The sequence below is a fragment of the Brachybacterium sp. Z12 genome (genome assembly GCF_014400405.1).
Taxonomy (GTDB): domain Bacteria; phylum Actinomycetota; class Actinomycetes; order Actinomycetales; family Dermabacteraceae; genus Brachybacterium.
In genome coordinates, this window is the sequence record NZ_CP060496.1 from 796,182 (window position 1) to 809,739 (window position 13,558).

General features: G+C 70.3%; 8 protein-coding genes and 2 pseudogenes. 5 read left to right on the forward strand and 5 right to left on the reverse strand.

Features of this window, described 5'->3' with window-relative positions; translation table 11 throughout:
• Positions 1 to 408 precede the first annotated feature (408 nt).
• From pulA to H3H54_RS04285, 3 genes and pseudogenes are all read right to left on the reverse strand, one after another.
• Positions 409 to 6,653: pseudogene (pulA, locus tag H3H54_RS04275) on the reverse strand (pullulanase-type alpha-1,6-glucosidase).
• 219 nt (positions 6,654 to 6,872) lie between these two features.
• Positions 6,873 to 7,649: a metal-dependent hydrolase gene (locus H3H54_RS04280; protein WP_262425656.1), complete on the reverse strand. Its 777-nt coding sequence runs from the start codon at positions 7,647 to 7,649 to the stop codon at positions 6,873 to 6,875.
• Between the two features lie 141 nt (positions 7,650 to 7,790).
• On the reverse strand, positions 7,791 to 8,189 hold the full coding sequence (locus H3H54_RS04285; protein ID WP_262425657.1) for a hypothetical protein: 399 nt from the start codon (positions 8,187 to 8,189) through the stop codon (positions 7,791 to 7,793).
• Positions 8,190 to 8,365: 176 nt separating this feature from the next.
• Between H3H54_RS04285 and glsA the strand changes: the two genes are divergently transcribed.
• The gene (gene glsA, locus H3H54_RS04290; protein ID WP_262425658.1) at positions 8,366 to 9,412 is read left to right on the forward strand and encodes a glutaminase A; all 1,047 of its coding nucleotides are present in this window, start codon (positions 8,366 to 8,368) and stop codon (positions 9,410 to 9,412) included.
• Positions 9,413 to 9,445: 33 nt separating this feature from the next.
• Here glsA and H3H54_RS04295 read toward each other — a convergent pair whose 3' ends face one another.
• Complete coding sequence (locus H3H54_RS04295) at positions 9,446 to 10,117, reverse strand: C2 family cysteine protease (RefSeq protein ID WP_316249200.1); 672 nt, start codon at positions 10,115 to 10,117, stop codon at positions 9,446 to 9,448.
• On the reverse strand, positions 10,000 to 10,566 hold the full coding sequence (locus H3H54_RS04300; protein WP_262425659.1) for a hypothetical protein: 567 nt from the start codon (positions 10,564 to 10,566) through the stop codon (positions 10,000 to 10,002). Before H3H54_RS04300 ends, H3H54_RS04295 begins: the two co-directional genes overlap by 118 nt.
• A gap of 404 nt (positions 10,567 to 10,970) precedes the next feature.
• Between H3H54_RS04300 and H3H54_RS04305 the strand changes: the two genes are divergently transcribed.
• From H3H54_RS04305 to H3H54_RS04320, 4 genes and pseudogenes are all read left to right on the forward strand, one after another.
• Positions 10,971 to 11,165: a hypothetical protein gene (locus H3H54_RS04305; protein ID WP_262425660.1), complete on the forward strand. Its 195-nt coding sequence runs from the start codon at positions 10,971 to 10,973 to the stop codon at positions 11,163 to 11,165.
• 281 nt (positions 11,166 to 11,446) lie between these two features.
• Positions 11,447 to 11,602: pseudogene (locus H3H54_RS04310) on the forward strand (DUF5926 family protein); the annotation flags it as partial.
• A gap of 106 nt (positions 11,603 to 11,708) precedes the next feature.
• A complete protein-coding gene (locus H3H54_RS04315; protein ID WP_262426400.1) occupies positions 11,709 to 12,203 on the forward strand; it encodes a DUF5926 family protein in 495 nt (164 codons plus the stop codon).
• On the forward strand, positions 12,200 to 13,456 hold the full coding sequence (locus tag H3H54_RS04320; protein ID WP_262425661.1) for a glycosyltransferase: 1,257 nt from the start codon (positions 12,200 to 12,202) through the stop codon (positions 13,454 to 13,456). The genes H3H54_RS04315 and H3H54_RS04320 overlap by 4 nt, the downstream gene beginning before the upstream one ends.
• The last annotated feature ends 102 nt before the right edge of the window (positions 13,457 to 13,558 follow it).

Here is a 13,558-nt window from a genome sequence, read left to right on the forward strand (position 1 = left end):
GAGCCGCCGGCGGCCTCGATGGTGGGCACCGGCACGGCGAGGACCTCGCAGGAGCGCTCGATCCGTCGTCGCTGCGGGGGTGAGCTGCGCGGCGGCCCGCTGCGACATCACCAGGAACCGTCTCTCGTGCTCGCGCACCTAGCGAGACCAGCCTGCTGCTGAGCTCCGTGCTGCGCTGAGCGCGCGCCGCAGCGCCCCGGCCTGCCGCAGCGCCCCGACTCGCCGCGTCGCGAAAGGTGCCAGGAGGTGGAACCTTTCGCGACGTGGCGAGGGAATGCGTGGCGAGGGGATGCGCGGCGAGGGAGGCGTGGCTGCGAGGGACGAGCACCGGCCCACCTCCCAGGGTCCGCTCGCGGGGAACGAGGGCCGGGAGAGGGGCCGGTGGAGCGGGACCTGGCGGGCGGGGACTCAGACCTTGCTGCGTGCCCGGGCCGTGAGGCCGATGCCTGCGGCGAGCGCGACCGTCGCCGCCAGCGCCCAGGGCAGGATCTCGAGGCCGGTGCGGGCGAGGGGCCCGCGTGCCCCGTCGGACGCTTCCTCGGAGCCGGAGCCGGAGCCGGTGTCGGTGCCCGCGCCGGAGCCGGAGCCGGAGCCGGAGCCGGAGCCGGAGCCGGAGCCGGAGCCGGAGCCGGAGCCGGAGCCGGAGCCGGAACCGGAACCGGAGCCGGAGCCGGGAGCCTGGCCCTCGTCCCCTGCGCCCGGTGCCTCGCCACCGTCACCGGGAGCGTCACCACCGTCACCGGGAGCGTCACCACCGTCGCCGGGTGCCGCGCCACCCTCACCGGGGCCTCACCCTCGTCGCCCGGCGCCTCGCCACCGTCACCCGGCTCTTCACCCTCGTCTCCGTCGCCTGGCTGCTCGCCGCCCCCGGCCTGCGGGGCCACGAACACCGCCACGGTCTGCGCCGGCACGGTGACGGTGCCGGTCGCCGCATCCCAGCTCGCACCCTTGACGACCTCGTCGGCGCCGCCGGCCTGCACCTCGTGCAGCTGGTGCTCGAGCCCGGCCATGTCGTCGATCGCCTCCGTGATCGGCTCGTCGGAGGCGTTGAACACCGTCACCAGGCCGTCGAGCGCGGGATCCGCGTCCTCGCCCACGGTGTCGTCCACCCGCATGATCAGCAGGCCCGGGGTGGCGTCCGCACCGGCGTTGGGGAAGCTGACCTTCTGCTTGATCAGGTCCGCGTCGCCGAGCGTGAACAGCGCCGAGGAGGAGCGCAGGCGCAGCAGATCCAGGGTGACCTCGCTCGAGAGCCCGATATCCTCGGGGGTCGGCGTCTTGGCCGGATCCTCGAGCATCGGGACCATCAGATCCCAGGCCTCGCCGTTCTTCTCCTCCGGCGGCAGGCCGTTGCCGAAGCCATTGGTCTGCTCGGTCCAGTCGATCGTGTTGAAGTGGTCGCCGGAGTTATAGCTGTCGCGGTCCAGCGACTTCGAGCGCATCAGATCGGTGCCGCCCGCCCAGAACGAGGGGGACTGTCCCAGCGTCACCGTCGCCAGCGACAGCGTGTTCATCCGCAGCCGCACGTCCATCGGCGCATCCTGCGGCAGCTTCCACACGTTCATGTCGTACAGCGCCTCGTTGTCGTGCGCGTCGACGTAGTTGACCGTCTCCTCGGGACGGGTGGCGTACCCGGCGGGCGCGCCGTTGTAGTCCAGCTGGTCACCGCGCACCACCTCGCCGTCCGAGCTCAGCAGCTCGTAGTCGGCGAGGTTGCCGGCCATGCCGATGCGGATCAGGTCGGTGCGGTGCAGCAGATCGGTGCGCTGCTCGTCCTCGCTCGCCTCCGCGTAGCCGTTCGGCATCGTGTAGAGCCCGTTGCCGAAGCCTTGCACGGTGCGCTTGTCGGTGTCGAAGGGGCTGCCGCCGTGGACGGCGTCGCGCAGCCGGTCGTTGAAGGTGCCGATCGAGGTGCCGCCCAGCTGTCCCTGCGTGGCCTGGGTGAAGCGGGCGTTGCCGGCGATCTCGCCGAAGTCCCAGCCCTCGCCGTAGAGGTAGATGCTCGCGCCGTCGATCCCGTCGGCCTCGAGGGTTAGCGCGTCCAGCGCCTCGCGCACCGCGAGCATGTTGTCGGCGCTGTGGTGGCCCATCAGGTCGAAGCGGAAGCCGTCGACCCCGTAGTCCCGCGCCCACTTCACGGTGGAGTCCACCATGATCCTCTCGCCCATCGCATGCTCGGTGGCGATGTTCGAGCAGCAGGTGGAGGTCTCCACCGCGCCCTCGAGGCTCAGGCGGTGGTAGTAGCCGGGCACGATCCGATCCAGCACGGAGGTCTCCGCCTGTCCGTGCGCGGCGGTGTGGTTGTACACCTTGTCGAGCACCACCTGCAGGCCCATCGCGTGCAGCTCGCCCACCATGGAGCGGAACTCGCGGGTGCGCTCGCCGCCCACCTGGTGGCCCTCGCTCGCGTACGAACCTTCGGGGCTCATGTAGTGCAGCGGGTCGTAGCCCCAGTTGTAGGGGTCCTGGTCGGCGACCTCGGTGACCGCGGCCTGCTGCTGGTCCGAGGACGGGCCCGCGTCGGCCGGAATCTCCGGCTGGGTCTGCGCGGCGCGGTCCTCCTCGATGGTGGCGATGTCGAAGGTGGGCAGCAGGTGCACGGTGGTCACGCCCGCCTCGGCGAGCTCGGCCAGGCGTGCGGAACCGGCGGAGTCGGGGTGGCCGAAGGCGGCGTAGCTGCCGCGCAGCTCCTCGGGCAGCGCCTCGTCCCCGGCGGAGAAGTCCCGCAGGTGCAGCTCGTAGATGGTCTGGTCGGCGAACTGCTCGACCGTCGGCGCCGCGGTGTCCGTCCAGACCTCGGGTGCCCAGCGCGGATCGTCCAGATCCAGCAGCACCGAGTGCTGCGAGTTCAGGGTCAGGCCCACCGAGTACGGATCGGTGACCGTGTTGGTGACGACCTCGCCGAGGGCGGGCACGAATACCTCCACCGCGAAGGTGTACGCCTGATCGGCCCAGTCCGCCTCCCCGATCGCGGTCCAGATCCCTTCGGGCCCGCGCTCCATCTCCACCTCGGTCACGGCGGCGGCACGGGAGGCCGACGGGTCGCCGGCGGTCTCGGCCGCGCCATGAAGCTGCAGCGTCACGCTCTGCGCGGTCGGTGCCCAGAGCGACAGCGTGGGCACGCCGTCGTTCCAGCTCACGCCGAGCTCCTGCGCGGCGGCATCGTCGGCGAACAGGTCATCGAGCACGCCCGGGATCTGCAGTCCGGTGAAGACCTCGATGCCCTCCGGTCCGTGCTGGGCGAGCACCAGCTCACCGCGCAGCGCCTCCTCGAGCGCTGCTCGGTCCAGTTCCGGCAGATCCAGCGCGAGGAAGTCCTTCAGGTGCCCGCGGCCCGCGAGCTCGGCCTCGTCCAGGCCGCCGTCCCGCAGGGTCAGCTCGCCGAGGCTCTCGCCTCCGGTGACCTCGCTGCCTGCGACGGCGAGCCCGCCGTCGGGCGCCGTGAACAGCTCCCAGCGGGTGCCGTCCTCCGCGGTGACCAGGTCCGCGGGCCAGGCGATGGTGCCGGCGTCCACGAAGTGACCCAGCTGCTTGCCGGAGCCCGAGGTCAGCGGATCCGCGGCCTCGATGGTCAGCTGGTGGGTGGCCAGGTCGTAGCTGAAGGTCACGGTCTCTCCGTCCTGGGTGGAGAAGGTGTAGTTGTCGCCGTCGAGCTCACCGCCCACGCCGTAGTTCTCCGCCCACGATCCCCCATGGGCGACCTTCGCCTCGTAGGACCCGCGGGGCAGGTCCTCGGTGGAGAAGGTGTACATGCCGTCGCCGTCGGCGTCCTGCATCCAGGTGCGCATGCACGAGGGCATCCAGTCCTCGGGGCAGCCGAGGGCGGCGTTGAGCGAGCCGGGGAGGGTGAGGAAGGGGCCCTGGGCCCCGTTCTGGACCACGTGGGTGACGGGGTCGTACCAGAAGGTGAGCGGCCCGCCGTCGTGGGTGTAGGTGATGTCCTCGCCGCCGGGCACGCCGCCTGCGCCGTAGTTCTCGTCCCAGCCGCCGCCCACGGCGACCTTGAAGGCATGGTCACCGGCGGGGATGTCGAAGGTGCCCGTGAACAGGCCCGATTCGGGGTCCTCGGTGAGCTGGGCGGCGGTGCAGTCCGGCTGCCAGTCGCCCGCACAGCCCATCGCGGCATTGTGCGAGCCGGGCAGGGTCACCGAGTCCTCGCCGATCGTGCCCGGGCCGTTCTCGGCACCGCCGACGGAGAGGTCCGCGCCGACGACGGCGGTGGTGGAGTTCGCGACCCGGTTCCCGGCCGCATCGGTGGAGACGGCGCGGTACTCCAGGAGGGTGCCGGTGGGCAGGCCCGCCACATCGTGGAAGACGCGCGGCGTGTCATCCTCCGCGGTGCCCAGCGGTGTCCAGGCCACCTCGCCGGCCAGGCGCCAGCTGAAGGAGGTCTCCGCCCAGCGGTCCGCGGTGACGGTGGCGGAGATCGGGGCGCGGCCCTCGACCTTGCCGCCGTCGGCGAGATCCAGGGCGAGCTCCTGCGCCTCCCCGGCGGCGGCCACGGGCTGATCGGCCACCAATACCACGGCACCCAGCGAGGGCACGGTGACCTCGAGCGTCCCGTCGGCCGCAGCGGCCGCCGGGGCGTGATCGCCGTGCAGCGAGGAGTAGCTCGCTCCCGGGGTGAGGGCGGTGAGGGTGACGGTGCGCGCCTCGGAGGCGTTGTTCAGCGCCACCAGATGTTCGATCTTGTCCTCGCGGTCTACGCGGGAGAAGGCGTAGATCCCGGCGCCGTCCTCGGCATGCAGCTCGATCTGCGCGCCGGTGGCAAGGGCCGGGGTGGTGCTGCGCAACGTGGCGAGCTCGCTGATCAGCGGGTACAGCTGCGCGTCGGTCGAGAAGTGCTCGCCCTCGCCGTAGGGGGTGCCGTCGATCAGGGTGTCATCGAGGTAAGAGGGCACCTGGCTGGGGAACATCGACTGGCGGGCGTCCTTGTCGTCACCGTCGCCCACGAAGCCCTGCTCGTCGCCGTAGTAGATCACCGGCTGGCCGCGTGTCAGCAGCATGGTCTCGTGCGCGAAGGCGGTCCGCTCGTCGAGCCGGTCGGAGTCGCGCAGCAGATGGCCGATGCGGCCCATGTCGTGGTTGCCCACGAAGGTGGGCAGATCCGCCGCGGAGGAGTCCGCGGTCGTGTAGTGGTCATCCGCTGCGAACAGCCCCGCCATGCCCTGCGCGGTGTGCCGCCGCGGGCCCAGTTCGTCGTGGAGGACTGGTAGGCGAAGTCGAGCACGGAGTCCATGTCGGTGTCGCGCACATAGGGGAGAGCAGCTGCGCATCGGCGTCGTAGACCTCGCCGAAGGTGAAGAACTGCTCCCCGGCCGGGGCCGTGGCCTGATGGTCGACGAGCGTCGCGGTGAAGGCCTGCCAGAAGGCGAAGTCGACGTGCTTGGCGGTGTCGATGCGGAACCCGTCGATCCCGAAGTCCATCCAGGTGGTGTAGATGTCCTCCATAGTCGCGAGCACCCGCGGGTCCTCGGTCATGAGGTCGTCCAGGCCGTCGAAGTCGCCGAAGGTGACGGACTCGCCCTCCCACGTGGAGTTGCCGCGGTTGTGGTACATCGTGACGTCGTTGAGGACTTCGGGGACCATCACCTGGTTCTCCGCGGAGCGCACCGGGGTGTAGGGGAAGGAGGTCGCCGGATCCATCGCCGGGAAGTCCGGGGACTGTGCCTGCGCGGTGACGTCCACCGGGTTGCCGGCCGCGTCGAGGTAGGGGGAGGTGGCTTGGTCGATGTAGCCGTACTCGCCCTCCTCGTAGTCGATGAGGTCGGCGGTGTGGTTGGTGATGATGTCGAAGTAAACCTTGATGCCGCGCGAGTGGGCGTCGTCGATGAGGGCCTTGAGCTCCTCGTTGGTGCCCAGGTGCGGGTCGATGGTGGTGAAGTCGGTGATCCAGTAGCCGTGGTAACCGGCGCTCGCGTCCTCGCCCTCGCCCTGCACGGGGTTGTTCGTGAACGAGGGGGTCAGCCAGATCGAGGTCATCCCCAGGCCCTCGATGTAGTCGAGCTTCTCGTGCAGGCCCGCGATGTCCCCGCCCTGGTAGAAGCCCTTGTCAGCGGGGTCGAAGCCGTGGTCCAGCCGGTCGCCCTCGATCCCGCCGGTGTCGTTGGAGGTGTCGCCGTTGGCGAACCGGTCGGTGAGCACGAAGTAGAAGATCTCGCCGCCGCCGGGATGGCGGTAGGGGACTGCGCGAGTTCGGCATCTTCCTCGGTGTACTCCCCGCCCTGGTCAGCGAGTGCCGCAGAGAGTCGGGTGGTCTCCGCATCGAAGCGGAAGGTCACGCGGGTGGGCGCCGCGACGGCCAGCGGGATGTTCTCCTCCCCGCCATCGAGCCCGTACGCCTCGTCCCAGCCGCCGCCGATCGCGGCCTTGACCTCGAACTGCCCGGCGGGGACCTCGAAGGTCGACTCCCAGATCCCGGCGGCATCGGTGGGTGCCAGTGCCGTCGCCTCGCAGGCAGGGTCCCAATCCTCGCCGCAGCCCAGCTCGTCCTGCAGGGAGCCGACGAGCACCGGCTGGGCCGGGCCGACGGCGTGCACCAGCGGGGCGGTGCCGAGGATCGTGGCCGTCGCCATCAGCAGCGAGGTGACCGCCGCGAGCAGGCGCGAGGGGGTGGCAATGCGGATGGGATGGGCAGACCGCGGGACCGACATGCGGGGACTCCTCTGTCCGAGCAAGGGCGCCGGCCGGGGCCGACGGGGAGGGCGCGCAGGAGCCGACGGAGAACGACGATCCTGCAAGAACTGCAAGGCGAAACCCTCGACTGTGCGGTGATTTGCCGTCTCCACTGTAGGGGGCGCAGGTCACATGCTCAAGGGTGAGAGCAGAACCTGCAAGATCTTTCAGGATTCTGGGCTCTGCTCACCCGTGCTTCAGAGGCTCAGCACCTCGGGTGCCCCGGCGATGGTTGCGATCGTCGTGACCGCGGCGTAGCCGGTCAGCACCGTGCACAGCAGCCATTCGCGAGCGCTGCCGGCGTTGCCCAGCAGCGGCAGGGCGATGTCCCCGCTGCGCTGCCAGAAGGGCGAGGCGAGCCGCTTCGGCGGCTTCACGGTCAGCGGCCAGGTGGGGAAGGGGATCCCGTCGGTCGTGAGGAGGTCGCCGACGAGGTGGGCCAGCGTCCCCACGGCCACGGCGGCCGGCAGCCAGAGGGACGTGTCCGGCGCGACGACCCCGACCAGCAGTCCGGAACCGGCGCCCACGACCCACGGCAGCAGTCTTCCCTTGACCGCCTTCAGCGCCCGGGTGCCGAAGGCGCACATCACGGCGACCAGGAGCGCGGCGCCAGCCTGCACCTCGCCCAGCACGGGCACCTGGACCTGCCAGTCGAGCCCGTTCACGAACGCCGCCAGCGCGGTGAAGGCGGCGACGGCCAGGAGCGTGTGGGTCGCCCCGCGATGCCCGGCCACCGAGCTGACAGCTCGGGTGAGCGCCTTCGTGAGGCCGCCTCCGGAGCGGGAGATCGTGGCACTGGGATGGTCGATGTCCGGCAGCAGGGCGGCGCCGGTGGCGACCACAGCCCCGGCGATCACCTGCGCGGGCGTCAGGTCCCACAGGCCCCACCCCGCCGCATGCCCCATCATCGAGGTGGAGCCGGCCAGGGCCATCCAGGCGGCGGTGCCGCTGATCGCGTGGTGTCCGCCCATCATGGGCATCGTCCTCCTCGGGAGTCGTCCTGTGCGGTCCCACCTGGGAAGTGGGCGGGGAGCCGCTGGTGGGACGCAGGACGTCACCGGGGAGGAGGACCGCTGGGAAGACTACCGGCGGGTCATGACAGCGGACGGCGTTCGTCAGCCTCGCGGGCTGCTCTTGGAGCTGCTCCGCTGATGCAGTACCTCCGCCACATGAAAGGCGCAGACCGCGATGCCGATGCCGACGATCACTCCGATCAAGCGTCCGGTCCACGAGAATCCCTCGGACACCGACATCACCAGCATCAGAGCGAGCAGGAGCGCCACGATGAAGCCGCTCTCGGACCAGGAGCGCGGGACCACGGGATCGAAGCCGCGGGAGAGCACCACCAGGGCGAACGCGATTCCTACCGCGCCGCCCACGAAGCTGACGACCAGGGTGAACGTCGCCGAATAGGGGAGCAAGGTGCGGACCAGGATCACCCCGATCGCGATCACGAACAGGCTGCGATACGGCTCGGGCACACGCACCGGATGTCGCCATTCCACAATGTTCATCGCGTCACGCCTCCAGCAGCAGCAGGAAAGAGGAGGCGTCGTGCGCGAGGGTGTGGCGGGCGATGACATCGGTGTCGAGCAGCGGCGTAACGGTCATGCCTCACGGTATCTCGCGAGGTCGGGGCGGGCGAGGCAGTCTCTCATGTGGCGAGGCGGAGGCCTGTACGGTCGGTGCCGTGACGAGCGCACTGACCACGTACCTGAACCGCCTCACCGTCGCCCTCTCCACGGCGACGGTGCCCGAGACCTCCGAGGAGCTCGGGGCGATCCTGCCCGATCGGGGCATCTCCGGCAGCGCCGAGGAGGTCGGGGACATCCCCGAGCTCTCGTATCTCTCCGGCGCACGCGATGACCACCTCGGCGTGGCCACCTGCTCGATCGACGGGGAGATCACCTCCGCCGGCACGGACCACGCCTTCCCCGTGCAGTCGATCTCCAAGGCTTTTGCCTATGGCGCTGCGATCGACCTCCACGGCATGGACTACGTCGATTCTGTGGTCGACGAGGAGCCGACGGGGGAGGAGTTCAACGCCCTCAGCATCGACCGGCACTCCAAGAAGCCGAAGAACCCACTGGTCAACATCGGGGCGATCCGCACCCACGCGATGCTCGGCCCCACCCAGGCCGAGCGCACCAAGCGCCTGCGCGATGTGCTGGACGCCGCCGCCGGCCGCCCTCTCGAGCTGCACGAAGCGACCCGCGACGAGGAGCTGACCACCGCCGACCGCAACCTCGCGCTCGCGTACATGCTGCGCGCCGCCGGCTCGATGAGCGAAGACGCCGCCGAGGTGGTGGGCGGCTACATCGAGGGCTGCGCGGTGCTCACCACCGTCACCGACCTCGCGGTGATGGCCGCGACCCTCGCCTCCGGCGGCACCAATCCGCTGACCGGGCAGAAGGTGTTCTCCCGGGTCGCCGCCCGCCAGGTGCTCTCGGTGATGCTCACCTGCGGGATGTACGACAACGCGGGGGACTGGGTCAGTGATGTGGGCCTGCCCGCGAAGTCCGGGGTGGGCGGCGGGATCATCGCAGCGCTGCCGTCCCGCTTCGGACTCGCCAGCTACGCCCCGCAGCTCGACCTGCACGGCAACTCCGTGCGCGGCACGCTGTTCTTCGAGCGCCTCAGCGACGACTTCGCCCTGCACATGCTCGACGGCACCCTGCCGCTGGACCTCGAGGAGCGCGCGACGGAACTGATGGAGGTCGGCACGCACGTGGTGTGAGGGCGAGGCGGGGCGCACGCGGGGGCGGCGTGCTCAGTGCGCGAGGGAGTTATGTGAGACGAAACTGCGCTGATACTCGCTCTGCGTCAGCTCGAGCACCGCAGGCTTGCTGGCGTGGGGGTCTCCCCAGGGATTGATGAGCCTGATCCTCGGCTCGGATCCGTCCGTCGGCCGGATCACTTCATCCACGACGTAGACATGGCCGGGGACGACATCGTCCGCCGGGCCGATCAGCGGGATCGCCGGCGGGGTGCTCGTGACGACGCTCTGCCCTTCATCGAGTTTCGACTCGATCGAGTCCAGGCTGAGGCTGAGCGACATCGATCCGTTGTCACCGGCGACGATGTCGAATCCCTTGCCGGCGAAGTTCCTTTCGATGTCTCCGTACTCGCCACCCATATGCTCGACGGCCGCACGCTCATAGATGGTCATCCACGTGATGTCCCCATCGGTGTCCCGTACACCGTCTCGGACTATCTCGTCCTGGGTGACCTCGTGCGTGACCCATTCCGAACCGTCCCAGAGATCGACCTCCCAATAGTCCGACTCGGGGGTGTCGCCTTCGACGAGACGGATGTGCTCCTGGATCACTTCAGGGTTCTGCTCCGCCACAGCGGCAAGAGAGGCGAGGAACCAGCAGTTGCCGATACGTCCCTGGCTGAGATCCTCCGCAGCGGAGAACTGCTCGATGTCGTCGAGGTCGATGCTTCGGGAGTCGATCTGTTCCGGGTCGAGCTCGCCGCCGAGGTCCTCGGACGTGCTCTTCCCTTCCGCGCCGAACAGAACAGGCGCAGCGCCTCTGCGGAGGCACCATCACCCTCAGCCATGCGCTGCAGCAGCTGTGCGAACGTCTTGGGCGAGATCTCCGCGATGGTGCTCTCCCCAGCGCCGCTATCGGGGGTGCTTGCTCCGTCCTGCTCCTCGGCGTGAAGGTGGAGTTCGGCTGCTCGATCGGTGAGCGCCGCTCCGGCCGCCGTGATCAGAGCGGTGGATCGCAGGGCTTCGACGGCGAAGCGATCGAAGTCGGGGCCGGTCCAATGGACGCCGTGCACGGCGGCCAGGAGCCGTTCGGCGATGTCCTGCACCCTCGAGGCGCCGTCCGTGCAGCGCGCTGCATGGTCCCGCACGCTCGTGGTGTCCGCCCCATAGAACATCTTTCCCCCTCATGTCCTCGCTCCGCCCACAATAACTGGGAAGCGCTGGTGCCGCGCCCGGGCTGTGGATAGCGTGGGTGCGAGCCTGAGGAGGGGCGAATGCAGAGGTGGTCTGTCCGAGGACTGTGGGGAGGAGTGCTCGTCATGATGATGTCCGCATGCACGGCAGGCGGAGGCGCTGCAGCCCCGCTGGAGGAAGCACGCGAAGAGATCGACGCGCTCGTCGTCGAGCTGCAGGAGGCAGTCGCACTCGACGAAGACCTCTCCTGGGAGGGGCCGACGGGCGAAGCGCTGGCCGAGGATGACGAGGGGATCTGTCGCTGGCGCCCGGGGAATGGACTACCGAGCTGGCGCTCCCTGAAGACGATCCCGGCTGGGCCGAGCGCGAACAGCGCCTCGACGCGGTGCTGCAGGAGCACGGGCTGGACGCTCTCGGAGACCCCGGGTACACCGGAGGCTCGGCCTACGGCTTCGAAACGGCGGGCCCCGCGGGCGGCGTGCTCCGGATCGACTCCTGGAAGGGTGTCACCACTATCCGCCTCCACGGGCTCGAGGTCGAGGTGGACAGTGACTGCGGAGAATCCTCGCTGACCCGCTGACCCGCTGACCCGCTGACCCGCTGACCCGCGCCGCACGGGGGCGTCGCCGTCGAGCGGGAGTTGTGCACCGACCGTCCCCATGCGTACAGCCCCCGCGATATACGGCCGGCCTGTACGCATGAGGACACCGGATGCCGGCGGAGGTCGCGCCGCCCCCACCGCGGAGGTCGCCGCGATCACGCCCTGGGATCGGTAGACTTCCCATCATGAGTTCCCCTTCGAGCAACGAGCTGGTCCGCCGCCCCTTCGAGGGCCTGCCCAACGAGCAGGACCTGGTGGCGATGCGCCAGTTGATCCCGGCCGCGACGATGGCCGTGAAGACCACCGAGGAGTACGGCGGCCTCGACGTCGAGCTCGCCACCATCCTGCCGATGGCATGGCCCGCAGTGCGCCGCACGGACGGCTCCGTCACCGTCGGCATCCAGGCCGCCTACCCCGGCAACGACCTCTCCCGCGGTCTCGGTCAGGCGATCAAGCTCGCCGCAGCACTCGAGCCCGGCAACCCGGTCACCACCGTCCCCCGACGACGAGGATGCGCCCCGGCTGCAGGATGTCCTCGATCTCAGCGGCGACTTCGAGATCCAGGTCCAGGAGACCTTCGAGTTCTGGCTCGATCCCAGCGCCGAGCGCACTGCGGAGATCGAGCAGGCGATCTCGCAGGCCAACGACTCGATCATGCAGACCCGCCCCGTGGCCGGCCTGCCCCACGCCTACTGGGTCGATGCCGGTCCCAAGGAGCATGTGCGCTGGGTGCTCGACGCCGACGAGGAGAAGGTGATCGATGCGGTCACCCGCCTCCACGCCCGTCGTGAGTCCGCGCTCTGCGAGGGAGCGAAGTACGTCGGCTCCTTCCGTGCCGAGGGCCTTTCGATCCCGGTGTGGGATCTTCCGAAGGGTGCCGGCGCCGAGGCCGCCGAGGCGGAGGCGGAGTCGTTCCGGGCCCGCTTCGAGGAGGCGCTCGCCGCCACCGAGCCGCTGACTACGCTCGAGCGGCGTGCACGCGGCGGCATCGTGGCACGTCAGGTGACCCTGCGATGAGCCCCGCGGGGCTGCTGACGGCGCACCGCCCCGAGCGGGTGGCCGTCGTGATCCCCGCCAAGAACGAGGCGGAGCGGATCGAGGCGACCATCGAGTCCGCCCGCAGGATCGCGGGCGTGGACCTGGTCGTGGTCGTCGACGATGGCTCCACCGACGCGACTTCCGCCGTCGCCATGGGGGCCGACGCCCTGGTGGTGCGCCACAAGACCAACCGCGGCAAGGCCGCGGCGATGGCCACCGGCGCGCAGGTGATCGCGATCCGTGAGGACGCCGAGCGGGCCGACGGCGGCGAGAGCTTCTCCGAGGAGCTGCACGCTGAGCCGCGCGAGCCTGGGCACACCGGCCCGCTGCCGGTGATCGATCCGGGCGAGAGCGTGCCCCGTGCCCTGCTGTTCCTCGACGCTGACATGGGCGGTTCCGCCGAGTCCGCGCAGCCGCTGGTCGATGCGGTGCTCGACGAGGGCGTGGACATGGCCATCGCCCTGCTGCCCCCGCAGGACGGCGCCTCCGGGATGGGCATCGTGGTGCGCACCGCGCGTCGCGGCATCCAGCGCGCCACCGGCTGGGAGCCCACCCAGCCGCTGTCCGGGACCCGCTGCATCACGCGGGAGACCTGGGAGGCGTGCCTCCCGCTCGCTCCCGGCTGGGGCGTGGAGACCTCCCTGACGATCGACGCGCTGAGCAACGGGTTCTGGGTCAAGGAGATCCCGGCCCAGCTCCATCACCGCGCCACCGGCAAGGACCTGCGCGGTCAGCTGCACCGCGCCGCCCAGCTGCGCGACGTGGTGCGGGCGCTCGCCCGCAAGCGCCACCTGAGCCCTGACCTCGATCCGGACGCTCCGGCGCAGGTCGAGGCCGCGCCGCCGGCGGAGGAAGCGCCAGCAGAGACGCCGTCGGCGGAGACGTCGCCGGCGGAGGCGCCGCACACTCCTGCTCCCACCGACCACGACGAGGAGAAGGTCTGGACGATCGTCCCCGAGCGTGAGTCGGCGCAGGAGAGGGCCGAGCATGCCGAGGACCGTCGGGTCACCCTCGCCGATCTGCCGGTGGACGGAGACTTCTCCGACGACGAGACCCGCGCCCTCGGCGACGTGGACGCGGCGGAGCTGGATTCGCTGCTGCGGAACCTGCCGGTGGAGGGCGACTTCGCACCCGACGACATCGTCTTCCTCGCGCGGACCGATCTCGAGGCGCTCGCCGCACGGATGGGGAGGCCCCTGTCGAGGGTCGCTTCTCGCCGCTGCACGCGGTGATCATCGCCTCGCACCTCGGTGCGGGCGAGCCGAGATCCCGGAGTCCCTGGCGACCCCGCTGACGCCCGACGAATACACCTCGTTCGTGGTGCACTCCGCGGT

Bases quoted from the DNA above. Each gene is read 5' to 3' on its own strand.
- H3H54_RS04280 (WP_262425656.1), bottom strand. From the start codon at position 7,649: ATGATGGGCGGACACCACGCGATCAGCGGCACCGCCGCCTGGATGGCC.
- H3H54_RS04285 (WP_262425657.1), bottom strand. From the start codon at position 8,189: ATGAACATTGTGGAATGGCGACATCCGGTGCGTGTGCCCGAGCCGTAT.
- H3H54_RS04300 (WP_262425659.1), bottom strand. From the start codon at position 10,566: ATGTTCTATGGGGCGGACACCACGAGCGTGCGGGACCATGCAGCGCGC.
- H3H54_RS04320 (WP_262425661.1), top strand. From the start codon at position 12,200: ATGAGCCCCGCGGGGCTGCTGACGGCGCACCGCCCCGAGCGGGTGGCC.